Annotated in this window: 25 protein-coding genes and 2 tRNA genes; 7 read left to right on the forward strand and 20 right to left on the reverse strand. The window is 32.4% G+C overall.

The features are described from left to right. Positions 1 to 39 precede the first annotated feature (39 nt). The 6 genes from ACEN92_RS11080 to ACEN92_RS11105 all read right to left on the reverse strand — a co-directional run bounded on the left by ACEN92_RS11080 (position 40) and on the right by ACEN92_RS11105 (position 4,964). Complete coding sequence (locus ACEN92_RS11080; RefSeq protein ID WP_495638452.1) at positions 40 to 1,899, reverse strand: M61 family metallopeptidase; 1,860 nt, start codon at positions 1,897 to 1,899, stop codon at positions 40 to 42. Between the two features lie 100 nt (positions 1,900 to 1,999). Then, positions 2,000 to 2,278 carry a DUF2805 domain-containing protein gene (locus tag ACEN92_RS11085; RefSeq protein ID WP_495638453.1) on the reverse strand — a complete coding sequence of 93 codons (279 nt, stop codon included), beginning with the start codon at positions 2,276 to 2,278 and terminating at the stop codon, positions 2,000 to 2,002. A 342-nt stretch (positions 2,279 to 2,620) separates the two neighbouring features. Beyond that, positions 2,621 to 2,860: a GlsB/YeaQ/YmgE family stress response membrane protein gene (locus ACEN92_RS11090; protein WP_495638454.1), complete on the reverse strand. Its 240-nt coding sequence runs from the start codon at positions 2,858 to 2,860 to the stop codon at positions 2,621 to 2,623. Between the two features lie 34 nt (positions 2,861 to 2,894). Continuing rightward, a complete protein-coding gene (gene aqpZ, locus ACEN92_RS11095) occupies positions 2,895 to 3,602 on the reverse strand; it encodes an aquaporin Z (RefSeq protein ID WP_495638455.1) in 708 nt (235 codons plus the stop codon). A gap of 30 nt (positions 3,603 to 3,632) precedes the next feature. Continuing rightward, entirely contained in the window at positions 3,633 to 3,986 is a 354-nt protein-coding gene (locus ACEN92_RS11100; protein ID WP_495638456.1) for a DoxX family protein, read from the reverse strand. A gap of 75 nt (positions 3,987 to 4,061) precedes the next feature. Further along, a complete protein-coding gene (locus ACEN92_RS11105) occupies positions 4,062 to 4,964 on the reverse strand; it encodes an EamA family transporter (protein ID WP_495638457.1) in 903 nt (300 codons plus the stop codon). A gap of 186 nt (positions 4,965 to 5,150) precedes the next feature. Here ACEN92_RS11105 and ACEN92_RS11110 point away from each other — a divergent pair, with 186 nt between their 5' ends. Then, the gene (locus tag ACEN92_RS11110) at positions 5,151 to 5,870 is read left to right on the forward strand and encodes a DUF4369 domain-containing protein (RefSeq protein ID WP_495638458.1); all 720 of its coding nucleotides are present in this window, start codon (positions 5,151 to 5,153) and stop codon (positions 5,868 to 5,870) included. Positions 5,871 to 5,986: 116 nt separating this feature from the next. On the opposite strand, the gene ACEN92_RS11115 is transcribed toward ACEN92_RS11110, so the two are convergent. Next, positions 5,987 to 6,057: transfer RNA gene (locus tag ACEN92_RS11115), tRNA-Gln, on the reverse strand. A gap of 244 nt (positions 6,058 to 6,301) precedes the next feature. Between ACEN92_RS11115 and ACEN92_RS11120 the strand changes: the two genes are divergently transcribed. Together ACEN92_RS11120 and ACEN92_RS11125 are read left to right on the forward strand one after the other, a co-directional pair. Then, positions 6,302 to 9,583 carry a glycosyltransferase family 117 protein gene (locus tag ACEN92_RS11120; protein ID WP_495638459.1) on the forward strand — a complete coding sequence of 1,094 codons (3,282 nt, stop codon included), beginning with the start codon at positions 6,302 to 6,304 and terminating at the stop codon, positions 9,581 to 9,583. 92 nt (positions 9,584 to 9,675) lie between these two features. Next, positions 9,676 to 10,311, forward strand: a complete 636-nt coding sequence (locus tag ACEN92_RS11125; protein ID WP_007803884.1) for a polysaccharide deacetylase family protein — start codon at positions 9,676 to 9,678, stop codon at positions 10,309 to 10,311. A 23-nt stretch (positions 10,312 to 10,334) separates the two neighbouring features. Here ACEN92_RS11125 and ACEN92_RS11130 read toward each other — a convergent pair whose 3' ends face one another. The 6 genes from ACEN92_RS11130 to ACEN92_RS11155 all read right to left on the reverse strand — a co-directional run bounded on the left by ACEN92_RS11130 (position 10,335) and on the right by ACEN92_RS11155 (position 14,832). Then, positions 10,335 to 10,637 carry a thioredoxin family protein gene (locus ACEN92_RS11130; protein ID WP_243230929.1) on the reverse strand — a complete coding sequence of 101 codons (303 nt, stop codon included), beginning with the start codon at positions 10,635 to 10,637 and terminating at the stop codon, positions 10,335 to 10,337. Between the two features lie 72 nt (positions 10,638 to 10,709). Further along, the gene (locus ACEN92_RS11135; RefSeq protein WP_495638460.1) at positions 10,710 to 11,945 is read right to left on the reverse strand and encodes a metallophosphoesterase; all 1,236 of its coding nucleotides are present in this window, start codon (positions 11,943 to 11,945) and stop codon (positions 10,710 to 10,712) included. Between the two features lie 177 nt (positions 11,946 to 12,122). Further along, positions 12,123 to 12,308 (reverse strand): hypothetical protein, encoded by a 186-nt coding sequence (locus tag ACEN92_RS11140; RefSeq protein WP_495638461.1) that lies wholly within the window; start codon positions 12,306 to 12,308, stop codon positions 12,123 to 12,125. Between the two features lie 105 nt (positions 12,309 to 12,413). After that, positions 12,414 to 13,754 carry a sensor histidine kinase gene (locus tag ACEN92_RS11145; protein ID WP_495638462.1) on the reverse strand — a complete coding sequence of 447 codons (1,341 nt, stop codon included), beginning with the start codon at positions 13,752 to 13,754 and terminating at the stop codon, positions 12,414 to 12,416. Positions 13,755 to 13,764: 10 nt separating this feature from the next. Continuing rightward, positions 13,765 to 14,439 (reverse strand): response regulator transcription factor, encoded by a 675-nt coding sequence (locus ACEN92_RS11150; protein ID WP_495638463.1) that lies wholly within the window; start codon positions 14,437 to 14,439, stop codon positions 13,765 to 13,767. Between the two features lie 177 nt (positions 14,440 to 14,616). Then, positions 14,617 to 14,832: a hypothetical protein gene (locus ACEN92_RS11155; protein WP_495638464.1), complete on the reverse strand. Its 216-nt coding sequence runs from the start codon at positions 14,830 to 14,832 to the stop codon at positions 14,617 to 14,619. A gap of 250 nt (positions 14,833 to 15,082) precedes the next feature. Between ACEN92_RS11155 and polA the strand changes: the two genes are divergently transcribed. Continuing rightward, positions 15,083 to 17,926 (forward strand): DNA polymerase I, encoded by a 2,844-nt coding sequence (gene polA / locus ACEN92_RS11160; protein WP_495638465.1) that lies wholly within the window; start codon positions 15,083 to 15,085, stop codon positions 17,924 to 17,926. 211 nt (positions 17,927 to 18,137) lie between these two features. Here polA and ACEN92_RS11165 read toward each other — a convergent pair. The 6 genes from ACEN92_RS11165 to idi all read right to left on the reverse strand — a co-directional run bounded on the left by ACEN92_RS11165 (position 18,138) and on the right by idi (position 21,065). Further along, positions 18,138 to 18,211 (reverse strand) — tRNA-Thr (locus ACEN92_RS11165). Positions 18,212 to 18,290: 79 nt separating this feature from the next. Then, complete coding sequence (locus tag ACEN92_RS11170; protein ID WP_026982865.1) at positions 18,291 to 18,557, reverse strand: hypothetical protein; 267 nt, start codon at positions 18,555 to 18,557, stop codon at positions 18,291 to 18,293. A 57-nt stretch (positions 18,558 to 18,614) separates the two neighbouring features. Continuing rightward, complete coding sequence (locus tag ACEN92_RS11175; RefSeq protein WP_495638466.1) at positions 18,615 to 19,583, reverse strand: type I phosphomannose isomerase catalytic subunit; 969 nt, start codon at positions 19,581 to 19,583, stop codon at positions 18,615 to 18,617. A 60-nt stretch (positions 19,584 to 19,643) separates the two neighbouring features. Then, positions 19,644 to 20,102 carry a peroxiredoxin gene (locus ACEN92_RS11180; protein WP_495638467.1) on the reverse strand — a complete coding sequence of 153 codons (459 nt, stop codon included), beginning with the start codon at positions 20,100 to 20,102 and terminating at the stop codon, positions 19,644 to 19,646. A 1-nt stretch (position 20,103) separates the two neighbouring features. Continuing rightward, a complete protein-coding gene (locus ACEN92_RS11185; RefSeq protein ID WP_495638468.1) occupies positions 20,104 to 20,517 on the reverse strand; it encodes a 6-carboxytetrahydropterin synthase in 414 nt (137 codons plus the stop codon). Positions 20,518 to 20,537: 20 nt separating this feature from the next. Next, on the reverse strand, positions 20,538 to 21,065 hold the full coding sequence (gene idi, locus ACEN92_RS11190) for an isopentenyl-diphosphate Delta-isomerase (protein ID WP_495638469.1): 528 nt from the start codon (positions 21,063 to 21,065) through the stop codon (positions 20,538 to 20,540). A gap of 285 nt (positions 21,066 to 21,350) precedes the next feature. Between idi and msrB the strand changes: the two genes are divergently transcribed. The 3 genes from msrB to ACEN92_RS11205 all read left to right on the forward strand — a co-directional run bounded on the left by msrB (position 21,351) and on the right by ACEN92_RS11205 (position 24,066). Continuing rightward, a complete protein-coding gene (gene msrB, locus ACEN92_RS11195; RefSeq protein WP_495638470.1) occupies positions 21,351 to 21,914 on the forward strand; it encodes a peptide-methionine (R)-S-oxide reductase MsrB in 564 nt (187 codons plus the stop codon). A gap of 6 nt (positions 21,915 to 21,920) precedes the next feature. After that, positions 21,921 to 22,538, forward strand: coding sequence for a peptide-methionine (S)-S-oxide reductase MsrA (gene msrA, locus ACEN92_RS11200; protein ID WP_495638471.1), 618 nt, complete (start codon positions 21,921 to 21,923; stop codon positions 22,536 to 22,538). Between the two features lie 121 nt (positions 22,539 to 22,659). Further along, a complete protein-coding gene (locus ACEN92_RS11205; RefSeq protein WP_495638472.1) occupies positions 22,660 to 24,066 on the forward strand; it encodes an aminopeptidase P N-terminal domain-containing protein in 1,407 nt (468 codons plus the stop codon). 154 nt (positions 24,067 to 24,220) lie between these two features. On the opposite strand, the gene ACEN92_RS11210 is transcribed toward ACEN92_RS11205, so the two are convergent. Beyond that, complete coding sequence (locus ACEN92_RS11210; protein ID WP_495638473.1) at positions 24,221 to 25,030, reverse strand: polysaccharide lyase family 7 protein; 810 nt, start codon at positions 25,028 to 25,030, stop codon at positions 24,221 to 24,223. Between the last annotated feature and the right edge of the window lie 407 nt (positions 25,031 to 25,437).

Raw genomic sequence — 25,437 nt, forward strand, 5'->3', positions numbered from 1 at the left:
AAAATAAATTTAGGGGCTTTTTTTCTCAATTACTTTATCTTAACCTTTTAGCCATGCATTTCTAAGTTTATCTTTAGATGCATCAGTAGCTTTAAAAGTTTCTTTTTCTTCGTATGGAAGTTTTACTGTTCCTTTGATTGTTTGTTCAGCACCGGCACGTTTTATTTGAACTGTAACAGCGTCATTCTCTTTCCAATTTTCACTCTCTCCAATTAAATCATAAATATTATCCAATGTATATGGCTTGTTATTTATTGACGAAATAATATCTCCCCCTTTAAGTTTTAAGTTGGTAAAAAATGCATTCAATTCAATATCTGAACGAACACTTATTATTTTCGTTTTTGGATCAATAGCTATATATGGAGTTTGTCCTTTTAGGAAAACTGGCCCTGCTGTTTTTTCAGATGCTTTAGTAACTCCTACTTTTGCTAAATAAACATCATAAGGAATTGGGGTTGTTCCTGCAACATAAGTCTTTAAAAACTCTCCTACTTCAGGATAAGTCAATTCTGTTATCTTCGCAAAAAGTTCATCATCATTAAATGGTTTGTTAACACCATATTCTTCTGATAATTTGTGCATTAAATCAAGAATTCCTCTTTCTCCATTACTTTTTTCTCTAATAATAATATCAATACACATCCCTATTAATGCCCCTTTTTGATATACATTTAAATATTGGTCTTTATAAGGCTGTTCTAAAACATTTTTACTCATTGTTGTAAATGGCATTGTATCATTTAAGCTTTTTGCTCCTTCAATTTTACCAGCAATACGAGTATAAAACTCAGTTTCATTGATTAGCCCCTGATTGATTTGAAAAAGATTGGCAAAATACTCTGTTACACCTTCATACATCCATAAATGTTCGGACATTTTTGGTGCATTATAATCAAAATACTGAATTTCTTTTGAATGGATTGTTAACGGAGTTACAATATGAAAAAACTCATGAGAAACCACATCTTTCATCGATTCTACTAATTGTTCTTTTGGCATTGATTCAGGAAGAACTACAGTAGTGGCTGTAGGATGCTCCAAAGCCCCAAAACCATGGGCATCATCTTTTGCTAAACTTGACAAATACAATAAAACAGTATATTTTTTAGTAGCATTTACTTTTCCTAAAAAGTTTTTTTGAGCTGTCATCATTGTTTTCATTTCCGGCGTAATACTTTCAGCGGTAAATTTTCCTGTAGGAGAATAAACAGCTATTAAAATATCCATTCCATTAACATTAAATGTAGTGTAATCCGGCTTAGAATACATTATCGGATTTTCTACTAAAAAAGCGTAACGCGGTGTCACAAAAACATCACTGGTTTTACTGGCATCTTCGTCTGTCATAGAAGTCGCCCCCCAAAGTGTTTCAGGATGTGTAATAGTAACTTTGTAAGGAACGTCTAGTTTATCCTGAAAATACCCCACAAAACCATGTGTATTTACAAGGAAGTTTTTACCTGCATTGATATTTGTTCCCGCTGGTGAAAACACATCGTCATTACCAAAACCGGTACCTTTTTCAGTATCAAAAGTATCTCCAACTAAATAGGTAATGGTTTTTAATTTTTTTGCATCCGAAACAGACCATGAATTATCATCAATTCTCTTTACGGTTAAAGTATTTCCTTTAGCATCAAAAGCCTTAAAATCATCCGAATATTTACCATAATTATCGGTAGAATATGTTCCGGGAACAGTTTTGGGGATACTGTAAATAACTTCATCCTTTTTTATTTCAGGAACTGTAACGGTTACCAAAACCTTATCATCTTTTACGTCAGTAAGATTAATGTTAACAGCTACTGTATTATTTTTTGCAGAGCCTGATCCGCTCCCTGTCTTACAACTCCAAAAAGCTGCTGCAAGAGCGAATGTGTAAATTATTTTTTTCATTGTTTAGAGTTTAAGTTTGTGTATGAGTCTTCCAAAATGGAAAACTGTTACACTATTTAGGTATAAATAAAAAAACTCCTGTGATTTCAGGAGCTTGATATTAGTCTAGTTTATTTTTTATATAGTATTTTCCGTCCAAATCTTCATCAAAATCATCTATTTTAGCTGGTTTTGGTTTTGGTTTATTTGCAATTGCCTTCTTTTTCCACATCTCAAATTTTTCAAGAGGCATTTTCTTTTTCATTATTTCCAGAATTTCTTTTTCTGAAAATCCAAATTCTTTTTTAATAATTTCAAATGGGTTCCTTTCCTCTAATGCCAACGAAACAAGTTTTTCAGTTTGCTCCCAATTCAATTCTTTGCGGTTACTCTTTTTCATCACGTGAAAATTAATTCAAAATAGAGATTAATGATTAATAGATTGATTTTCAATTTAAGTATCAATATTAATAAAAAAAATAATTAGTTCATCAGATTGGGTATATTTTTTTTACTGATTTTAGGTATTTTTTGCGAGTCTTGATTTTTAGAACAGATTTTTTAATAAATTTTTCAATTTGTTACTTCTTCTTCTGCCAAATAAGTATTAACTCCAACGATTATGTTTTATTTGTTCCTAATAAAATCATCTTTAAAATTAAGGTTTGTCTTATATAAAAAAGAGAAAATCAAATATAAATACAAGATTTTCTCTTTTTAAAATAATTACTTTCTGAAATATTTATCTTCTAATCAGGCTGATTATAAACAATAATACCCATGCTCCACCAACGGCAATTAGGATCTGCCAAAGAAGTCCGCCACCACCAATTCCAAACCTGCCTGCAATCCAGCCACCAATGAATCCTCCAACGATTCCAACGATAATATTGCCAATTAATCCAAAACCTGCGCCTTTCCAAACCTGGCCCGCTAACCATCCCGAAATTGCTCCAATAAGTAAAAAATACAAAAATTCCATAATTTTAAATTTTAATGTTAGTAATTGAATTATATTATGCTTCGCTGTGATTTTGCAATATTGTTTTATAAATAAATCCAGCCACGATTGCTCCTAAAATCGGAGCTGCCCAAAACAGCCAAACTTGCGATAATGGTTCTCCTCCGGCAAAAACAGCCTGAGATAATGATCTTGCAGGATTCACGGAAGTATTAGTAATTGGAATACTTATTAAATGAATTAATGTCAAAGCTAATCCGATAGCGATTCCGGCAAATCTTCCGTTTGCAAATTTATCTGTTGCACCCAATATTATTAACAAGAAGAAGAAAGTAAGTACAAATTCGGCAATAAAAGCAGATGACATTGAATAACCATCCGGCGAAAATGCTCCAAAACCATTAGAAGCAAAAGCACCGGCTCTGGTATTATCAATTACATTTCCCGCTTTTCCGGACCAGATAACAAACAATGTTCCGGCAGCTGCAAGAGCCCCGATACATTGTGCTATAATATACGGAACCAGATCTTTTGCAGGGAATCTTCCACCAGCCCACAATCCTAAAGTTACTGCAGGATTAAAATGCCCTCCTGAAATATGGCCAACAGCATATGCCATTGTTAATACTGTCAAACCAAATGCTAAAGAAACACCCACGAATCCAATCCCTAAATCCGGGATTCCGGCTGCAAAGAGTGCACTTCCGCAACCTCCAAAAACAAGCCAGTACGTTCCGAAAAATTCGGCAAATAATTTTTTCATAATAAATAATTTTTAATTAATGGTTAATAGTCAGGTATATTGGTATGCCCATACAATCAACAAAAACTGTAACGGCATACGTAGTAATAAAATCCATTTTGGTAAACCAAAGCTTGCTTTTTTCTCCTGATACATGAATAAATTTGCCGGAAATACAGCAATTAACAATACTATGATTCCCCAGGCAGAAAAATGGGTCAAAAAAGGAAGAGTCAGAAAAATGCCTAAAATTATTTCGGCAGCTCCGCTTAAAATATTTAATAGCCTGGGATTTGAAAAATAAGGAGGAATGATTTTAAAATACATTCGGGGGTTTCTGAAATGATTAATCCCTGCAATAATATAAAGAAAAGCCATCAAATATAAGTGCCAGGGTAACTCCATATAATCACAATTTTAGCACGAATTTAATAAAAAACTAAAGACATTTATGTATTTAAGTATGATTTATTTTACAATTTAATCAATTCGTTTTTTCGTGAAATTAATATTCATAATAATAATAGCCAAAATAATAAACAGGATCCCAATCCATTGCAAAAAAATGACTTCTTCATTTAATAAAACAAATGCCATCATTACAGAAACCGGCAGTTCAAGTGCCGAAACAATACTTCCTAAACCAATTCCGGTTAACGGAAAACCTGCATTCATAAGCATTGGAGGAATGATTGTTCCAAAAAGCGAAAGAATAATTCCCCATTTCATAAAAATAGCCAAATTGAAAGGAGTGTTCTGTGTTGCAAAGGCAAACGAAAAAACAATAACAGCTCCACCCAAAAGCATATACAGGCTTCGTTGAGCCGAAGAAATTTCGGTTGCTACACGATTAGCAGTAAACATTGTTGCAGTAAAAGATGCAGCTGCCAGAATCCCCCAACCAATTCCCCGCCAATCTAATTCAATATCATTATTAATAATATTGGTCGCTAATACAGTCCCGACAAGAACAATAAATACAGCTATTATTTTTTGAAGCGACGGCAGTTTTTTTTCTAAAATCATTTCAAGTAAAACCCCCATCCAAACAGTTTGCATAAGGAGAACAATACCAATTGAAACCGGAATATACTTTACAGCCAGATAATAAAACAAGCTGGTCATGCCTAATGAAGTTCCTGCAAGCATTAAACTAAAAATATTTTTACGGGTAGCTTTTACTACATTTTCTTTATGCTTCACTTTTTGAAAAGCATTAATCAGCAAAATCCCTGAAATACCCAGTATAAATTGAGAAGTAGTAACTTCGGCAGTAGTGAAACCTTCGCTGTAGGCCATTTTTACAAAAGTAGCCAGCATACCGTAACTTGTAGCGCCTAAAGCGACCAGAAAAACTCCTTTCAGGACATTTTTTTGTAACATTTTTATTTTATTTTAAAATTTTGAGCCTGCAAAGATAGGATATAGTTTTTAGCCGGTAGTTCATATCTGTTTAAACTTGGAAAAAGAAGAAATTTATAAGGGATAGAATTTATTCTAAAAAAATAAACCTATCACTTCCACCTCATTTAAAAAATTTCTTTATTTTGCAGCAAAATCTAAAAAATAATGAAAAAATCAATTATTGCGTTTATTGCAATTGCCTTATTAGTAATCTCATGTGACAAAAAAGAATCAACAGACGGCTTACACATTTCCGGAAATATAAAAGGCTTAAAAAAAGGGACTTTATATATCCAGAGAGTTGTTGACACTGCACTTGTTGCCATAGACACTATTAAAATTGATGGTAATTCAGCATTTGAAAGTACTATCAAATTAAAATCTCCTGAAATGCTATACTTATTTCTGGATCGTGGTGTAACCAATTCATTAGATAACAATATTATGTTTTTTGCTGAGCCGGGAAATATAAATATCGAAGCAAATCTTGATAATTTTATAAATGGAGCAAAAATTACAGGTTCAAAAAACCATGAACTATATGAAGAATATAAAAAAATAAGCTCTCGCTTTAATGATGAAAACCTTTCGTTAATTGAAGCAAAATTCAAAGCTTTAAAAAGACAGGATCAAAAAGCTATTGACAGCCTTGTAGAGAAAGGAAATTCAAGTACTAAACGAAAATATTTATTCGCGACCAACTTCGCTATCAACCATAAAGATCACGAAATAGCACCATATATAGCTTTAGCAGAGATTTACGATATTAACATTAGGTTTTTAGATACAATTCAAAAATCTATGACACCTAAAGTAGCAAATTCATTATACGGTAAAAAGCTTACCAAGTATGTGAATGACATCAAAAAGCAAGAGCAGAAATAATTTTTTATCATAAAAAAAGTCCTGAAAAATTTTCAGGACTTTTTTTTGTTTATATTAAATTCTCTTAAGAAAAAAACAAGGAATAAAAAAAGCCTCTCGATTGAGAGGCTTTTATGTTGGTCTACAAGGACTCGAACCTTGAAAGACTGCACCAAAAACAGTTGTGTTACCATTACACCATAGACCAGCAGTGCGGTTAAGCGAGTGCAAATTTAAAGCTTTATTTAGTTTGTGCAAACTTTTTGATCAAAAATTTTCATTTTTTTTCATTTTTTTTTCTTTAAAATTCAGAATAAGGTCACAAGTATTTCATAAACAATAGTTTACTTTTATTAAATAGTTTTGTAGAATTTTTTGTTAATGCTCGTTTCATTACACAAAAAAACATTTTCTTTGTATCATCAAAATATTCAAAAATTTAACACCAAAATATGGCACAATTCAATTTCAACAAATGGAATACAATTATTGGTTGGTTTGCATTTGCAATCGCTTTAACAACCTATACATTAACTGTTGAACCTACAATGAGCTTTTGGGATTGTGGCGAATATATTGCAACAGCCGCTAAGCTTGAAGTTGGACATCCTCCCGGAGCTCCTTTATATCAGATGATGGGTGCGTTTTTTGCCATGTTTGCAATAGACAATCAGCATGTTGCAGTAATGGTAAACATGATGTCTGTTTTTTCAAGTGCCTTTACTATTTTATTTTTATTTTGGTCTTCATCTATGATTTTGAAAAAAATTGTAGCCCGATTTGCCGAAATTGATCAAAATAATTCAATTGTAATTTTAGGGAGCTCTTTCGTTGGAGCTTTAGCCTATGCATTTTCGGACAGTTTCTGGTTTAATGCTGTTGAAGCCGAAGTTTATGCTATGGCCTCATTATTAATTGCATTGCTTTTTTGGCTTGGCTTACGTTGGGAACAAGACATGGATGACCCAAAAGGAAACAAATGGCTATTAATTATTTCGCTTGTTATTGGTCTTTCATTTGGAGTGCATTTTATGGCATTGTTAACTATTCCTGCCATTGGTTTTCTTTATTACTTTAAGCACTATGAAAAAGTCACTATAAAAAACTTCATTATTGCAAATGCTATAGTAATTGCCATTTTATTATTTATTTTCAAATTGCTTCTTCCGTTAACCATGGCTTTCTTTGGCAAAACCGAAGTATTCATGGTAAACAGCATGGGATTACCTTTTAATTCAGGAACCATTTTTGTTGCTTTACTTTTTATTGCTTTCTTTTATTTTGGATTAAAATATACTAAACAAAAAGGATTCGTTTTTTACAACACTATTATTCTTTGCATCTTATTCATTTTAATAGGTTTCTCAACCTGGATGATGCTGCCTGTTCGCGCTAATGCAAATACAGTAATCAACGAAAACAAACCATCAGATGCTACAGAAGTTTTAGCATATTATAATCGTGAACAATATGGTGTGAACCCTTTGTTTTATGGACCTCAATATACCGAAGTATTTGCAGGATTGGATGCAGAAACACCGTATTTAGATAAAAAACCCAACTACGAAAGAGACTATAAAACCGGTAAATATATTATTACCAACAATTATAAAAATGCAGATCAGAATAGCGATGACAATCAAAAAACGATTCTGCCTAGAATGTGGAGTACAGAAACGCAGCATATTCAAAACTATATCAATTTTACAAATCCTCCTCAATTCAAAATAAATCCTAATTATGCTTACGAGGATGATTTAGCAAAATACGGAATTGATGCCAGCCAATTATCTGAGGAAGAATATAACAAAGCTACTGCTCAACTACGCAATGAGGTTGAAAAAACAGTATCAGAATTCAGAAAAGCGTATGCTCAAAAGCAAATCGATAATGAAGGTTATGTAAAATTCTTAAAAAGTTACGGCGATTATTTAATCATCGAAAAACCATCAACAGTTGATAATTTCAGTTTTATGTTTGAATATCAATTCGGATACATGTACTGGAGATATTTGATGTGGAATTTTGTAGGGCGCCAAAGTGATGTTCAGGGAAAATATGATAATTTAGACGGTAACTGGATCAGCGGAATTAAGCCGTTAGATTCGTTACACTTAGGCTCACAGGATAATTTACCTACAGATGTTTTAAATAACAAAGGAAGAAATGTTTACTTTTTCCTGCCTTTCATCTTAGGGCTTATCGGAATTATGTATCATGCAAATAAAGACCTTAAAAGTTTTTATGTTCTCTTAGCTTTATTTTTATTTACGGGAATTGCACTCAAAATTTACTTGAACGAAAGACCTTTTGAACCTCGCGAAAGAGATTATGCATTAGTTGGTTCTTTTTATGTTTTTGCTATCTGGATAGGCTTCGGGGTATATTCACTCTATGAATCTCTTCAAAAATATCTTGCCCCAAAAATTGCAGGTCCAATTATTATTGCCGGAAGTTTATTAGCAGCTCCTGTCTTAATGGCTTCTCAAAACTGGGATGATCATGACAGATCCGGTAAATATACAGCCGTTGCAATGGCAAAAGCATATCTGACTTCGTGCGATAAAAATGCCATTCTGTTTACTATTGGTGATAATGACACCTTCCCCCTATGGTATGCACAGGAAATTGAAGGCATCAGGACAGATGTAAAAATAGTAAACACAAGTCTTTTCATGACCGATTGGTACATTGATCAAATGAAAGCCAAAGCTTATGAATCTGACCCGTTGCCAATATCTTTCACACATGACGAATATGTTGGGGATAAATTAGATTATGTAGCCCATATTCAGAAAGTAGAAACCCGTTGGGATATTAAAGATTTTATCAAATTCATTAAAAATCCAAAATCTACTGTAGGTTTACAAAACGGTCAGACCATTCACTTTTATCCAACAGATAAAATTAGGATTCCGGTAGATAAAAACATCATTATCAAAAACAAGGTAGTTAATTCTAAATATAATGATTCTATAGTACCTTTTATGGATATCGATATCAAAGGAAGTGCTCTTTACAAAAATCGCTTAATGATGTTGGATATTTTAGCTAATAACAACTGGAAAAGACCAATTTATTTTAGTGGCGGTGCTTTTGATGATGAAGATTATTTATGGCTTAAAGACTATTTACAGCTTGATGGGATGGTGTATAAATTAGTACCTGTAAAAAACACCCCTTCAAAAGACGGCGGACCAATGGATATGGGACAAATTGATGCCGATAAAATGTATGACATCGTAATGAAATGGGACTGGGGAAATAGCAACAGTGACAAAATCTATCATGATCCTGAAACCAGAAGAAACAGTATCACCTATCGTACCAATCTTTCTCGCCTGATGAATCAGCTTATCGAAGAAGGCAAAATAGAGAAAGCCAAAAATGTTATCAATCTGGCAATAACGAAAATGCCGTTAGATAAATTCGGATATTATTCACTTGTTGAGCCTTTCACCAGTGGTTATTACAAGGTTGGGGAAAAAGAAAAAGCACATGATTTATTAAATAAACTGGTTCAGAAATACAAAGAAAACCTTAATTATTATGCGACTTTAAGTGCAGGTGACCAATCTGATTTAGCCATTGATATTATAACAGATATTGAGCGTTACAGAAGCTTGCTTCAGGTTATGAAAGACAACAAAGATTTGGCCTTTTATAACAATCACAAAACAACTTTTAACACCTACGTAAACGTTTTTGAACGATTTGGTCGTGAAAAAGAATAATATACAAAAAATATAGTAATTAAAAAAATGCAGCACTGTTTGATAAATAGCGCTGCATTTTTTAATTTTACATATCTTTTAATCCTTTCAAAATGAGCTTTTATTGGGTAAAAACTAACGCATTTATAAAAAGAGTGTTTTCTAAATATTGTTGGGATATTCCTAACAATGAAAAGAAAATATATCTCACTTTTGACGATGGCCCAACTCCCGAAATTACAGATTGGGTTTTAGCTGAATTAAAAAAGCACGATATCAAGGCTACATTTTTCTGTATTGGAAAAAACATAGATTCTAATCCGGAGTTATTTTTGAAAATAAAACAAGAACATCATTCGATTGGAAATCATACCATGAACCACATGAATGGCTGGAAAAGCGAAACGAATGAATATATTCAAAATGTAAAGAAATGTGCGGAAATCCTATCCCAAAAATACATTCCGTCGTTATTGTTTCGTCCACCTTACGGAAAGATTAAAAGGCAGCAATCGAGACTCTTAAGAAAATTAGGTTACAAAATAATTATGTGGGATGTTTTAAGCGCCGATTTTGACCAGAGTATCAGTCCTGAAAAGTGTCTTGAAAATGTTGTAAAAAATGTAAAATCAGGAAGTGTAATTGTTTTCCATGACAGTATAAAAGCATCACAAAATTTAAAATTTGCATTACCTAAAACTTTGAGTTTTCTGAAGGAAAATGGATTTGTATTTGATATTGTTACTTAAACAATATCAGTAGAGAAAATCTTTTATAAACCAAACTGCTCCTGAACAATTCCTATAATGGTATTAGCATCCAGTTCTCCGGATTGTCTCCAGATCATTTGTCCTTCTTTATAAATCATCAAAGTAGGAAGTCCTTTGATTCGTAAAGCTTCTGCCAGTTCCTGATTTTTATCAACATCAATTTTGATTACTTTGGCTTTATCACCAAGTGCTGCCGCAACATCCTTAATAACAGGATGCATAGAAACTGACGATTCATTCCAATCTGTGTAAAAGTCAATCAACACAGGGACCTGAGCATTTATTAGTTCTCCAAATTTTGACATAAAACCAAAAATTAAATTTTTAAATCTACTAAAAAGAGATTAACATTATACAAATGTAGCATTTTTGCCGAATTAAGCCACATTATGACCCTTTTTTAGTTCAATGACTGTTATTTCCGGCATGATACCAACTCGTCCCGGATAGGCATGAAAACCAAAGCCTCTGTTCACATAAACATATCGGCCAACATTTTCATACAGCCCAGCCCATTGCTTATAAATGTATTCTGCTAAACTCCATTTAAAATATCCGGGAATTTCAATACCAAATTGCATGCCATGTGTATGACCTGACAAGGTAAGATGAAAGTTCTTAGGATGATTTTTTATTTCATATTCCCAATGACTCGGATCGTGGCTCATTAAAACTTTAAAATCTCCTTGCGCTACTTGTTGTGAAGCTTTATTTAGATCCCCGGCCATTTTAAAATTTTTACCCCAATTTTCAACACCAATCAAAGCTATTTTATCCTCTCCTTTTTGGATATAAGTATGTTCATTTAATAACAATTTAAATCCAATTTGGTCGTATAGTTTTTTTATTGCCTGAAAATTTTCGTCTTTTTCCTTTTCAGAAGGCCAGGTTACATATTCACCATAATCATGATTTCCTAAAACCGAAAATTTACCATATTTATAATCTTTTATTCTATTAAATGTATCCAGCCAGGGATGCATTTCTGTCGCATGTGTGTTTACGATATCACCTGTGAACAAAATCATATCCGATTCCTGCTCATTAATTAAATCAATAGCATAATTTATTTTTTCGGCATTATCGAAACTTCCGCTGTGTACGTCTGAAATCTGAGTAATTCTAAATCCATCAAAGGCATCCGGCAAATCAGGAAAAAATACCGTTTGTTTAATAACCTTAAAATTATATTTCCCTTCAAAAATTCCGTAAATCAACGACAGAAAAGGAATTGCTGCCAAACCTAAACCTATCTGACTAATAAACTTTCGTCTATCAGGCATTATTTCTGTTCGTGGAGCATTGTACATACAGTAATTTAAGATACTTGCCCCTAATCTGAAAATATCTTCACCCAACAAAACAAGCGTAATTATAATCTTTGGAACATAAACCAAAAGCATCAGGCCCATTGTAAACATGGTCTGTTTTGTTTGCCCTACAGAACGATCAAACTGAGTAAAAGAATAGATGATAAAAATTAAAAGCAGCAAACTTACAACTTGATAACCCACTAAAACCCATCTTAATTTGATAAGTGTACGAAAGGCCTGATAGGAATAAAACTCAATGAATAAGAAAACAGCACAAAGAATTACAAAACGAATGATCATTAGTTTATAGTTTTAAGCAAAGTAACAAAGAATGAAAATTGTATCGCTTTTTATTACCAAAATTTTAACTCAAATAATCACAAAAAGCTGATAGATTTCTCTACCAGCTTTTCATCTACCAAATTTTTTAAAACCATTTTAATCCACAACAAAGTTTACAGAGTAAACAAATGTCGTTTATTTTTTAGCCTTTGAAGTTTCTGACTTAACAGTTTCTTCTTTCCCGGCTTTTTTCTCCGCTATTTTATGTTTTTTAGGAGCTTTTACTTCTTTTGCCGGAGCAGTTTGAGCTGGGGTTGTTTGTGCATTTACCATTGCTGCAGTTCCTAAAACAGCTACTGCTAACATTACTAATTTTTTCATGATCCTAGTTTTTATGATTGTTATTATTTCATTTATTATACCTCAAAGATATATTCACTAAATGAAGACTAAATGAAGATTAAACCATCAGGGAAAAATTAACTTTTAATTAGGTTTTATGGCTTCCGGAAACAAAAGCGTGAAAGTTGTTCCTTGATTTATCTGTGAAGTAACTTTTATTTCGATATGATGAAAAGAAGCAATACTGTCTGCAATTGCGAGCCCTAAGCCCTGCCCATCCTGATCAGAACTGATTCTGGCAAACCGATTGAATACTTTTTCCAGTTGAGAAGGATCCATACCAATACCTGTGTCGGTTATTGAAATAAAATATTGATTATTTAAAAATCCGTCAGAAACAATAATTTCACCTTTTGGCAGATTGTATTTGATTGCATTAATTATCAAATTATAAATCAGAATATGAATCAGCGTTTTATTGCCTTTAAAACTGAAATCATTCTTCATAATATTAGAGAAATTAATTTCTTTATCTTCAATTCTGTCCTGAAGATCTTCCTTCATATCGGTTATGATTTCATAAAAATAAATCTCTTCATTGGCTTCATATTGATTATTTTCGATTCTGGAAATCAACAATAAATTATTAATGATTTTTTTCAGCATATCCAATGTTTTAAGCGAGCCGGCAATCTTATCTACCGCATTATTATCCAGAGAATCATTTTGCAGTAAGTTTTCGAATTTATTTTTAAGTAATGCAATTGGAGTCAGCAGTTCATGCGAAACGTTAGAAATGAATTGTTTTTCTTTTTTGAAAAGTTCTGCAATACGATCCATCATTTGATTTAAAACAAAATCCAGCTCCCTAAAATCTCTCGATCCTGCTTTTATTGGCGTATGATCAAAAGCTTCGGGCTGGTTGACACGCCTGATTTTTGTGTCGATAATTTTATAAAAAGGTTTTAATAAATATTCGATATAGAAAGTATCAGCCAAAAAAGTGATCAAAACGATTATTACAAAAACAATCAGGATAAAAAACCGAATTATGAATGTCAGGTCATTAATCTCTTCTAAGCTGCTTCCGATTTCAAGCTGATAGTCAATTTTTCCGTAAATAAAATGATACTGTAATATCCTGTATTCATTCATTTCTCCTTCGATAACGCGATAATCATTTATAAAAAGGGTTTTGAAATTCTTTTTATTAGTCTTTGGAGGTAATCTGGAAAGTATTAAAAATTCACTGTGCAGTGTTGAAAATTGTGAATAGGTTTCTGTAGAATCATTTCGAACAATAAAATCATTGATTTCATTCTGGTCCAAATTGTCAATAAACTTTTTCTTTTTTTCCAATAAACTGTTATTTATATGCTTGTAAACTACTTTTTCAACCAAAATAGGCAGCATTAACCATAAAATTAAAATCACCAACAATCGGGTTAGTGCATTAAAAATGGCCAGCTGGTGTTTTATTTTCACAGTATTTTATTTATTCATTAATACGATAACCAACATTTCTAACAGTTTCAAACCAATCTATTCCGGTATGCTTATCGAGTTTTTTTCGAAGGTTTCTAACGTGAACATCAATAAAATTAGAATCTGAATTCACTTCAAGGATATCTCCCCAAATATGTTCTGTTAATTGCAATCTGGTAATCACACGATTTTTATTCAAAACCAGATATTGAAAAATATCAAACTCTTTTTTAGTCAAATTAATAGGTATCTCGTTATAATTTACCTTGTAATCCTGTAATTGCAACGAAAATCCGTGAATCATCAAATCATTCTGTGTAAAACCATGCATCCTCCTAATTACAGCAAACAAACGGGCACTTAATTCGGTTAAGGCAAACGGCTTTGTCAGATAATCATCTGCTCCAAGATCTAAGCCGTTAATTCTGTCATCTAATTCGCCACGGGCGGTTATTACAATTACTGCTGTTTTCGATTTGGTTTTTCGAAGTGCTTTCAAAACCTCAAAACCATCTCTGTCAGGCAAACCAAGATCTAACAGCATCGCATCAAAATCATTACTGTTTAACTCTTCAAGAGCATCACTGCAGGTATTTGCAATTTTGCATATATAGCCCACATTACATAAAAAATCATATACCTCTGCAGCCAGTTCTTTATTGTCTTCAACAATCAAAATATTCATAAACAAATCGTTTAAACACAACTAAAAATAATCAATTATAAAAAGCTATGTTATCTATTATTAAAAAATTAACGAATCAAAAAAAAAGCTGACAAATTTCTTTATCAGCTTTCTCCATAATTATCCCTTCTGTTTTGCTCCTCTTATAATTTTTTAAAAGCAAAACAAAAACAACTATTATTTTTTTACAGTAGATGCCTCTGATTTTGCAGCTTCTTTTTTCTCAGATTTTGCTTTTTTCTCAGATTTGTGTTTAGGATGTTTTGTGGCTTTAACTTCTTTTGCCGGAATGATTTTCACTTCTTTTGCGGGACCAACTTTTACAGCAGGAAATGCATTTACCATTGCTGTAGTTCCTAAAACTGCTACGAGTAACATCAAAAAATTTCTCATGATTTCTATTGATTTAAATTAATAACCTTTTAATTATAATCAAATGTACTCCTGTAAAATGAAGGCAAAATGAAGATAGAATTGAACCTGAAAATTTTAACTCGACATTAACGATTTGATATCAATATGTATTACAATGCCGGTAATAAAGACGCACTGCTGTGCGTCTCTACATATGTTTATATTAATTTTCAGAAGGGAATAGTTTTTAAAAGCCAATTGATTATTTTTACAGACTAATATTTTTTTTATGTCAACTCAAAAACGTCTTTTTCTTCTTGATGCCTATGCATTAATATTCCGTGGTTATTATGCCTTTATAAAAAACCCAAGAATTAATTCCAAAGGAATGGATACATCTGCAATTATGGGTTTTATGAACTCGCTTCTGGATGTTATCAAAAGAGAAAAACCAGATCATTTGGCAGTTGCTTTTGATAAAGGAGGAAGTCATGTACGAACAGAAATGTATACTGAATATAAAGCAAACCGTGATGCTACGCCAGAAGCTATAAAAATTGCAATTCCGTACATTCAGGATTTATTAAATGCAATGCATATTCCAATTATTGAAGCAAATGGTTGTGAGGCCGATGATTTGATCGGTACAATTGCAAAACAGGCCGAAAAAGAAAACTACAAAGTCTATATGGTTACACCTGATAAAGATTTCGCTCAATTGGTTTCTGAAAATATTTTCATGTACAAACCTGCTCGAATGGGTAACGGAATAGAAATTTGGGGCGTTCCTGAAGTTTTGGCCAAATTTGAAATTGAAAGACCTGAACAAGTAATAGATTTTCTTGGAATGATGGGTGATGCTGTCGATAATATTCCGGGATTACCGGGGGTTGGAGAAGTTACCGCTAAGAAATTCCTAAAAGAATTTGGTACCATGGAAAATCTTTTAGCAAATACACATTTGCTAAAAGGAAAAATGAAAGAAAATATCGAAGCCAATAAAGAGAAAGGATTACTTTCTAAAAAACTGGCTACTATCATTATAGATTGTGATGTTGTTTTCAATGAAGCTGATTATGAGCTGACACGTCCTGATATTGAAAAAACAGATGCTATTTTTCAGGAACTGGAATTCAGAAGAATGGCAGAGCAATTTGATAATCTTTTTAAAATTGGCGGAGGAAATGAATTAGCATCTTCTGCTAGTCCAGACGCTAAATTATACAAAAAGCCACAGCCCAAAAACGAAGATCAGTTTGATCTTTTTGGAAGTGCAACTACCGATGAAAACCCGGAAATGGGGAGAACATCTTTTTATAACACTTTAGAGAACACACCTCACTCTTATCAGACCATACAAGGTGATTTAGGAATAAAATTGCTTTTACAGAATTTACAAAACCAGACTTCGGTTTGTTTTGATACCGAAACCACTGGTTTAGATGCTTTAAACGCTGAATTGGTTGGGATTTCTTTTTCTTATGAAAAAGGAAAGGGATTTTATGTTCCGTTTCCTGAAAGTCAGGAAGAGGCTCAAATTTTAATAGATAAATTTGTTCCTTTTTTTGAAAATGAAAACATTGAAAAAATAGGTCAGAACTTAAAATATGATTTGAAAATTTTATCTAATTACGGAGTTACTGTAAAAGGAAAACTTTTTGATACTATGATTGCGCATTACCTGATTAACCCGGATATGCGTCATAATATGGATATTTTGGCAGAAACATATTTGAAATATTCTCCAAAATCAATTGAAACATTAATTGGTAAAAAGGGCAAAAATCAAATCTCAATGCGTGATGTTGCTCTTGAAGAAATTAAGGAATACGCTGCTGAAGATGCTGATGTAACTTTTCAATTAAAGGAAATTTTTACTTCTGAACTGGATAAAACCGAAACTAAAAAGTTATTTGATGAAATCGAAATTCCGTTGGTCAGTGTTTTAGCTGACATGGAAACGGAGGGAATTCGTTTAGATGTTGAATTTTTAAGTGCAATGTCTAAAGAAATGGATGTTGAGATTAAATCTTTAGAACAAAAAATTTACGAAACTGCCGGAGAGAAATTCAATTTGGCTTCTCCGAAACAATTAGGAGATATCTTATTTGATAAAATGAAAATTGGCGGTGTTAAACAAAAGAAAACCAAAACAGGTCAATATGCAACCGGCGAAGAGGTTTTGACTTATTTAGCCAATGACAATCCAATTGTAAAAGAGATTCTGGATTGGCGTCAAATGGTAAAATTGCAAAGCACTTATATTTTGGCTTTACCGGAACAAGTAGATAAAAAAACACTGAGAGTACATACCGATTATATGCAAACTGTTGCAGCAACTGGCCGCTTGAGTTCTAACAATCCGAACTTGCAGAATATTCCGATTCGTACCGAAAGAGGCCGTCAGATTCGTAAAGCATTTGTTGCCCGTGATGAAAATCATACTTTAATATCTGCCGATTACTCGCAAATTGAATTGCGAATCATTGCTGCTTTAAGCGGTGAAGAAAATATGATTAAAGCTTTTCAGGATGGGGAAGACATTCACAGAGCAACTGCTGCAAAAGTTTTTAATGTTCCTTTGGATGAAGTTTCCCGTGAACAAAGAAGCAATGCCAAAACCGTAAATTTCGGAATTATATACGGCGTTTCGGCTTTCGGATTGAGTAATCAAACTTCCTTATCCCGCAGCGAAAGTGCTTCTTTAATTGAAGCTTACTATAAAACATATCCAAGATTAAAATCTTATATTCAGGAACAAATTGAGTTTGCCCGCGAAAAAGGATATGTACAGACTATTTTAGGCCGTCGTCGTTATTTAAAAGATATCAATTCAGCAAATGCAGTTGTTCGAAGTGCTGCTGAACGAAATGCCGTAAATGCTCCAATCCAGGGAAGTGCAGCCGATGTGATTAAAATTGCGATGATCAACATTCACAAAAAACTAAAAGAAGAAAACTGGAAGTCTAAAATGCTGCTTCAGGTACATGATGAGCTTGTGTTTGATGTACACAACGATGAACTAGAGAAAATCCAGCCTATGATTAAACACGAAATGGAAAATGCTTTTATCATGACCGTTCCATTAGATGTTGAATTAGGTTTGGGTAAAGATTGGTTGGAGGCACATTAGAAAGACAAAAAATACAATTTCCATATAAACTAAAAACATCCTGAAAATTCAGGATGTTTTTTTTTATAAAAATAGAAATCATAAATCCGTTTAGGGTAATATTTGTATTTTTCAGGATTTAAAAATCCTGAAATTTAAAACTTTAAAAACATATTTTTAAAGTTTACTCCAAAAAAAAAAAACCATCACTAAAGTGATGGTTTAAAATCTGAGCCGGCGGAGGGACTCGAACCCACGACCTGCTGATTACAAATCAGCTGCTCTAGCCAACTGAGCTACGCTGGCGACTCATTACGGGTGCAAATATAAGTTGGTTTTTCGTTTTTCCAAAATAAATTTGCACTTTTTTTATACTTTTTTTTGCTTACAATTCGTTGATTTTAGCAATCAATTGATTAGCAGTTTCTTCCAATTCTACATTGATTTGTTTGAAGTGTGCTTTTTTGTTTTCAACGTTCTTTGCATTCACTTTTGTGATCAAAGTATCAAAAGCAGCGATAGCCTGATCGATCAAAGCATTCGTTTCCGGAGTGGGATTTCCTGTTGTAGACATTTCAAATAAGTAAATTGCCTCAATAATATCTCCTAATACGAAGTTGATGTCTTTCTTTAAATTTTTAACGTTTGCCATTTTTATTTTAATTTTAATTTGCGACTGCAAAAGTACATATAATCTTTTTATAACGTGCTATGAAATGTAAATTTCTAAAATTGAAGCTTTTCCAGTCAAAATAAATGCATTTATCTCAGCAGGAACCAAAACAGTATCTCCTTTTATGTAGGATTGTTTAAAACCATTATATTCAATTTCAAAGCTTCCCTCAATACACATATAAACTGTAAAAGTTTCTCCGGATTTAGAAACTTCAACCTTATTTTCCAACGGAATAAAATTGGTTGTAAAATAAGGACAATCTACTACTACATTTGATGTGTTGGTTTTTGTCTCATACTTCTTCTGTGTTTCAACTTTATTATAGTTTATAGCATCAAGTGCTAAATCTACATGAAGTTCTCTTGTATTTCCTTGTGCGTCTTTACGATCAAAGTCGTACAGACGATACGTAATATCAGAAGTCTGCTGAATTTCTGCCACTACTAAACCAGCGCCAATAGCATGAACTGTTCCTGTTTCTAAAAAGAAAACATCTCCCGGTTTTGCTTTTACATCATCTAAAATCGAAACTAAGGTTTTATCATTCAAATGTTTTAAATATTCTTCTTTGCTTGAATCTTCTTTAAATCCAACAATTATTCTCGCATCAGCATCTGCCTGCATTACATACCACATTTCGGTTTTACCAAAAGAATTATGTCGTTCTTTTGCTAATTTATCGTTTGGATGCACCTGAATTGAAAGATCTTCACGGGCATCTAAGTATTTAAAAAGCAGTGGAAATTGCTTTCCAAAACGTTCGTAAACTTTCGTTCCCAAAATTTCATTTGGACTTTCATCAATAAGCTCCATCAATGATTTTCCTTTCAAAACTCCATTAGCCACAACACTTACATCTCCTTCTACAGTAGATAATTCCCAGCTCTCCCCGGTAATATTTGAAGTAATAGGTTTATTAAGAATTGTTTTTAGTTTTTCTCCTCCCCAGATTCTTTCTTTTAATATTGGGGCAAATTGCAAAGGGTACGTTTTTGGATTCATAGTTTTTTAATGGCTAATATCTTTATTATTTTAATGTCGATGTAATACTATTTTTTAAATTTAAAGTACTAATTCTTTAATTGTTTCAAGTGCTTTCGGAATATGTTTTGCAGCATTTATACTATCAAAAATCAAAATAACAACTCCATTCCTATCTATAATATAAGTCACTCTTCCCGGCAAAAGACCAAATAAATTATTATGAACGCCAAAAAGGTGTCTTAATTTTTTATCCTGATCTGATAATAGTATAAAAGGTAATTGATGTTTATTGGCAAATTTATGATGTGATTTCACACTGTCACTGCTTATACCAATAACTTCTGCTCCAAGATCTTTAAAATCTTCGTATTGATCTCTAAAACTACAGGCTTCAGTAGTACATCCGGGTGTGTTGTCTTTTGGGTAAAAATAAATCACGAGTGGCTTTCGACCCAAAACACTTTGGCTTTCAAAAACTTCTCCGTGGCTATCCTTTGCAGTAAAATTTGGAACTATATCTCCTATTTTTAATGACATTTTATTGTTCTCCTTTATAAGTTACAAAATTGCGGTCCGTTTCATTCAAAACGATTTCTAAATCAAAATCAGGTTGAATTCTTTTTCTAATTTTATTCCATATCACAACAGCAATATTTTCAGCTGTTGGATTCAAATCCTTAAATTCCGGAACATCCAGATTCAAATTTTTGTGATCAAACGGAATCTCTACTTCTTCAAGTATAATATCCGCTAATACTTTCACATCTAAAACAAAACCGGTTTCGGGGTCAATTTTTCCTGTAACACTTACTGTTAAACCATAATTATGACCATGAAAATTAGGATTATTACATTTTCCAAAAACAGCATCGTTTTCTTCTGATGTCCAATCTTTCCTATGCAATCGATGTGCAGCATTAAAATGTGCTTTTCTTGATATGGTTACTTTCATGTGGGCTTGGTTAGTATGGTTTAAATTGTATGATCCTCCAAATAATGATAAAATTCATCAAAAATTATTTTGAACCAAACGGTATAAATTTCCGGTTGTCTTTGAATGTCAGTTTTTACATCTTCTATTTTCATCCATTTCCAATCTTCAACCTCATCAAAGTTTATAGCCGGGTTTTCGCTATAATACCCAATCATTACGTGATCAAGTTCATGTTCTGTTAAACCATTATCAAAAGGTGCTTTGTATATAAAATGAAACAACTCTTTCAATTCGGTTCTAAAACCCATTTCTTCAAATAATCTTCGGCTGCCGGCTTCTATATTTGATTCACCTTCACGCTGATGGCTGCAACAGGTATTAGTCCAAAGTAAAGGAGAATGATATTTTTGATGTGCCCGCTGCTGGAGCATGATTTCATTTTTACTGTTTAAAATAAAAACTGAAAAAGCGCGATGTAAAAGAGCTTTTTCGTGTGCTTCTAATTTTGGCATTAAGCCAATTTGCTCATCATTTTGATTAACTAGTATTACGTTTTCTTCCGTCATAAGGTATATTGATATAACAAAAATACGAAAAAAGAAATGGCTTGAAAATCTCAGAAGAGATTGTGAAAAGTTTAACGAGCAAAAAAACAACAACAAGTTAATTATCAGAAAATTGAACGCTATTTATTTTACAAAAACCTTTAAAAAACAAGGCATAAAACTTAATACATTTGTTTTACGTAAATAATAAAAAGTTAAATCATACTTAAAAAAATCTCAATTCTAAAGTGCACAACGTTTCGAAACAAACTCTCTCCGTACCTTTGAAATACTAAATTAAATCACATGAAAATTATTAAAATAAAAAAACAGCTTTTAAGCCTTTGCTTTTTAATTCCACTCTTTATTTTTCAAGCCTGTGGACAAAACACAAAAAAAACAAATACAAAAACAATTATTATGGAAAATAAAATCAGTAAACCCGGAAATCCATATTATTCAAATACCGACACTACAAAGCTAAACATAACTGACGCCGAATGGAAAAAAGTACTTCCCGAAGACGTTTATGCTGTAATGCGTCAGGCAGATACAGAAAGACCTTTTACCGGAAAATATTGGAATACTGATGAAAAGGGAACTTACTATTGCGCTTCATGTGGAAATAAGCTTTTCAGATCCGGGGCAAAATTTGCCAGCAGCTGCGGATGGCCAAGTTTCTTTGAACAGGACAATAAAAAAAGTGTAATTTACAAAAATGACAACTCACTCGGAATGGAAAGAATCGAAGCACTCTGTGGAAGATGCGGCGGACATTTGGGGCATTTATTTGATGACGGCCCTGCTCCTACCGGAAAACGTTATTGCATGAATTCGATTGCCCTTGATTTTATCCCGGACACTAAATAATCAATTATGAAAAATATATTTTTAATACTCGTTTTTGCATTATGCCTAAATGGGTTTGCCCAAGATAATAAGGCTAAAAAAACTTCAAATTTAGAAACCATTACACTTGGAGGGGGATGCTATTGGTGTGTTGAAGCAGTTTATGAAAATTTAAACGGAGTAAAATCTGTTGTTTCCGGATTTTCAGGAGGGAAGATTGCCAACCCTACTTATGAGGAAGTTTGTACCGGAAGAACCGGTCACGCTGAAGTTGTACAAGTTACTTATGATAAAAATGTGACAGATATTTATGAAATTTTCAAAGTTTTCTTTACGGTTCATGATCCTACTACATTAAACAGACAAGGTGCTGACGTAGGCACACAATATCGCTCTGTAATTTTTTATAAAAATGCGGAACAAAAAAAAGCTGCAGAAAATATTATAACTGAACTTAACAAAGCAAAAGTTTATGATAGCCCAATTGTAACAAAAACAGAACCGCTTATAAAGTTTTACAAAGCTGAGGATTATCATCAGAATTATTATTCAAACAACAAAAACCAACCATATTGCAAAATGGTAATCCAGCCCAAAATAGAAAAATTTGAAAAAGTTTTTAAAGACAAATTAAAAAAGAAATAATTATTAATTCAATAGGTAGCCGCTCATGAAAAAGGGCGGTTTTTTATTCAAAAAAAAGCACTTTTTTTTTGTAAATTGCATTTGCTATAAAATCAAAATCATCAACAAAATCACCTAAAAAATGAAGCATTTACTTCTATTTTTTTCATTCCTAATTACTGTTTCCCAAGTCCACTCTCAGGAAAATTTACCAACAGATTATCTTTCAAAGGAATTTCATAAAGGTCGTCGTGAAGCTTTTAGAAATCTTATGCCTGCTAATTCAGTTGCCGTAGTTTTTTCTTATCCTGAAAGAGTTTTTTCTAATGATGTTAATTACAATTTTCATCAAAATCCAGATTTATATTATTTAACGGGCTACAAAGAACCTGATGCTGTATTATTGATTTTTAAAGAAGCACAAGGAACAGGTGAAACTTATAACGAAGTACTATTTGTCAGAGAAAGAAATGCTGCCCGGGAAATATGGACAGGAAGACGTCTTGGTATTGAAGGAAGTAAATTCAAATTGGGTATTTCTACAGTTTACAACGGAAAAGATTTTAAGGATTTCGCTGTCGATTTTAAAAAATTCGATAAAATAATTTATGACAAAATCCCAATTGACATCGAAGATAACAAAAGTGGTTTTGATTTATTTGGTTTGCTACAAACGTTCAAAACCAAAGCTGCTATAACAACAGAAGACAAAACTTCATTAGCTAAATTTGCAGACATTACAAATTCACTTCGCGAAATCAAAACTCCCGAAGAAATGGATTTAATGCGTAAAACTGTTAAACTTTCCTGCATCGCCCACAACGAAGTAATGAAAGCTATTGGCCCGGACATGAGCGAAAATGAAGCTGACGGAATTCATGCCTATATTCATAGAAAATATGGTGCCGAAGGTGAGGGTTATCCTCCAATAATTGGTGTTGGAGCAAACGGCTGTATTTTACATTATGGCGAAAACAACAGTACAAAAATGAACAATCAGTTGCTATTAATGGATGTAGGCTCTGAGTACCATGGTTATTCTGCCGATGTTACCAGAACAATTCCGGCAAATGGAAAATTTACCGAAGAGCAAAAAGCCATTTATCAATTGGTTTATGATGCACAGGAAGAAGTTTTTAAAATCTGTAAGGAAGGAACCCGCATTCAGGATTTAAATACAAAATCAAGAGAAGTGATTACAGCAGGATTAATTAAGCTTGGAATCATCACAGATTCCCAAGATTCCAGAATTTATTATCCGCACGGATGTTCGCATTTTCTTGGTCTGGATGTCCATGACAAAGGAAATTACGGAGGCAACTTAAAAGAAAATATGATTCTGACAGTTGAACCTGGAATCTATATTCCGGCAAACAGTAAATGCGATAAAAAATGGTGGAATATCGGTGTTCGTATTGAAGATGACATTTTAATTAAAAAAGATTCATACGAGAACCTATCAATTGATTCTCCACGAAAATGGAACGAAATTGAAGCTTTGTCCAAACAAAAAAGCATGTTCAATGAAATGAAATTTCCTAAAATATAATTTAAAAAAAATATAACGCAAGCTTCAAAACTGAGTTAAAAGAAATCAACAAAATATGTATTTTCAAAGCCCTAAAAGAAAAAGTCTGTAACACTTAGGTGTTACAGACTTTTTAAATATTTATTTTCGTGTTATACTTATAACATTATTTTATTTAGTGTGAAACTTCTAATGAATAAAATTTTACATTCGCATATGCTCCGGTTTCATCGCCCTGAAGATTACATCCAACGGTAAAGTAATTATCAAACACTCCCCATTGCTTATAATTGTCTCCGGAATACACCTTATCATCACCGTTAACACTAACTTCCATCTTTCCGTCAGTAATTTCAATTTGTAAAGTAAATTTATCAAAACCTACTTTATTTTTAAATGTATAACCATCGTCATCAATCCAAGAGTCTTCTTTCAATAAATCATTTCCGGAAATAGAAGGATCTGCAATTCTTTTTGATCTCAATTTTATATATCCATTATCCCAAAAAACTTTTAAAATCGATGGTGCAGTTTTGTCTTTCGCACCTATTAAATTAACCTGATCTTCTTTTAACCTGCCTCCAATCTGAACAAAAATAACCCGAGGATTAACATCATTCTTTTTAGAAATATCTCCCATTCTTACAACCGCTTTTAGTTTTGCGCCACCTTTAAAAGTCCAACCGGCATCACCACCAAACGAATTTTGCTCTTTTAATTCTGTTTTATTAAAAGATCTTTTAGATTTTATAGATGGATAAACATAAAAAACCAATGATCTGTCAGACAAATCATTAAACATAAATTTCTGGATTTCTAAATTCTCACTATAAGCTAAAAGTTTTGGAGCTTTATATGTTGTTACAGTACCTTCGGGAATAGTCAGTTTCCATGGAGTCAAATCTATTTTTGGCACTTTTTGAGCATGAATTATAAAAGTAGTACTTGTGAGTAATAATAAAAGATAAGTTCTAATTTTTTTCATTTTTGGTTAGTTTAGGATTAAAAATGTAAATAATTGATTTTCAATAACACTAATTTAATGATGTTTACATGTAATCGATTGCATAAAATTAGCTTTTTTTTTAATTTCACTATATTTTTTTTGAATTTTTTTTGAATTAATAAAAAATGTAGCTTAAAAACAACAATTAAACTCTATTCTTAGAAAATAAGTAAAAAATACTTAATAAAAACTTCAAACTTTAAATATCTTTTAAAGTCAGTTATATAATAAAAAAGTCTATTACAAAGTAATTACAGACAAAAAAATGATAAAGAGTGTTTTTTACCCTAAAAAAACTTAGAATTAATAAAAATTTGACCCACAAATGAAGATTACATAAAAACAGTCAGCATAAAGCAACGAACTCAACTTTGTAATCTTGCCAA

It is taken from the genome of Flavobacterium sp. Flavsp81 (assembly GCF_059491325.1).

Excerpts from the sequence above, each read along its gene's own strand:
- ACEN92_RS11080 (WP_495638452.1), bottom strand. The coding sequence starts at position 1,899 with ATGAAAAAAATAATTTACACATTCGCTCTTGCAGCAGCTTTTTGGAGT.
- ACEN92_RS11085 (WP_495638453.1), bottom strand. The coding sequence starts at position 2,278 with ATGAAAAAGAGTAACCGCAAAGAATTGAATTGGGAGCAAACTGAAAAA.
- ACEN92_RS11090 (WP_495638454.1), bottom strand. The coding sequence starts at position 2,860 with ATGGAATTTTTGTATTTTTTACTTATTGGAGCAATTTCGGGATGGTTA.
- aqpZ (WP_495638455.1), bottom strand. The coding sequence starts at position 3,602 with ATGAAAAAATTATTTGCCGAATTTTTCGGAACGTACTGGCTTGTTTTT.
- ACEN92_RS11100 (WP_495638456.1), bottom strand. The coding sequence starts at position 3,986 with ATGGAGTTACCCTGGCACTTATATTTGATGGCTTTTCTTTATATTATT.
- ACEN92_RS11105 (WP_495638457.1), bottom strand. The coding sequence starts at position 4,964 with ATGTTACAAAAAAATGTCCTGAAAGGAGTTTTTCTGGTCGCTTTAGGC.
- ACEN92_RS11110 (WP_495638458.1), top strand. The coding sequence starts at position 5,151 with ATGAAAAAATCAATTATTGCGTTTATTGCAATTGCCTTATTAGTAATC.
- ACEN92_RS11120 (WP_495638459.1), top strand. The coding sequence starts at position 6,302 with ATGGCACAATTCAATTTCAACAAATGGAATACAATTATTGGTTGGTTT.
- ACEN92_RS11125 (WP_007803884.1), top strand. The coding sequence starts at position 9,676 with ATGAGCTTTTATTGGGTAAAAACTAACGCATTTATAAAAAGAGTGTTT.
- ACEN92_RS11130 (WP_243230929.1), bottom strand. The coding sequence starts at position 10,637 with ATGTCAAAATTTGGAGAACTAATAAATGCTCAGGTCCCTGTGTTGATT.
- ACEN92_RS11135 (WP_495638460.1), bottom strand. The coding sequence starts at position 11,945 with ATGATCATTCGTTTTGTAATTCTTTGTGCTGTTTTCTTATTCATTGAG.
- ACEN92_RS11140 (WP_495638461.1), bottom strand. The coding sequence starts at position 12,308 with ATGAAAAAATTAGTAATGTTAGCAGTAGCTGTTTTAGGAACTGCAGCA.
- ACEN92_RS11150 (WP_495638463.1), bottom strand. The coding sequence starts at position 14,439 with ATGAATATTTTGATTGTTGAAGACAATAAAGAACTGGCTGCAGAGGTA.
- ACEN92_RS11155 (WP_495638464.1), bottom strand. The coding sequence starts at position 14,832 with ATGAGAAATTTTTTGATGTTACTCGTAGCAGTTTTAGGAACTACAGCA.
- polA (WP_495638465.1), top strand. The coding sequence starts at position 15,083 with ATGTCAACTCAAAAACGTCTTTTTCTTCTTGATGCCTATGCATTAATA.
- ACEN92_RS11170 (WP_026982865.1), bottom strand. The coding sequence starts at position 18,557 with ATGGCAAACGTTAAAAATTTAAAGAAAGACATCAACTTCGTATTAGGA.
- ACEN92_RS11175 (WP_495638466.1), bottom strand. The coding sequence starts at position 19,583 with ATGAATCCAAAAACGTACCCTTTGCAATTTGCCCCAATATTAAAAGAA.
- ACEN92_RS11180 (WP_495638467.1), bottom strand. The coding sequence starts at position 20,102 with ATGTCATTAAAAATAGGAGATATAGTTCCAAATTTTACTGCAAAGGAT.
- ACEN92_RS11185 (WP_495638468.1), bottom strand. The coding sequence starts at position 20,517 with ATGAAAGTAACCATATCAAGAAAAGCACATTTTAATGCTGCACATCGA.
- idi (WP_495638469.1), bottom strand. The coding sequence starts at position 21,065 with ATGACGGAAGAAAACGTAATACTAGTTAATCAAAATGATGAGCAAATT.
- msrB (WP_495638470.1), top strand. The coding sequence starts at position 21,351 with ATGAAAATTATTAAAATAAAAAAACAGCTTTTAAGCCTTTGCTTTTTA.
- msrA (WP_495638471.1), top strand. The coding sequence starts at position 21,921 with ATGAAAAATATATTTTTAATACTCGTTTTTGCATTATGCCTAAATGGG.
- ACEN92_RS11205 (WP_495638472.1), top strand. The coding sequence starts at position 22,660 with ATGAAGCATTTACTTCTATTTTTTTCATTCCTAATTACTGTTTCCCAA.
- ACEN92_RS11210 (WP_495638473.1), bottom strand. The coding sequence starts at position 25,030 with ATGAAAAAAATTAGAACTTATCTTTTATTATTACTCACAAGTACTACT.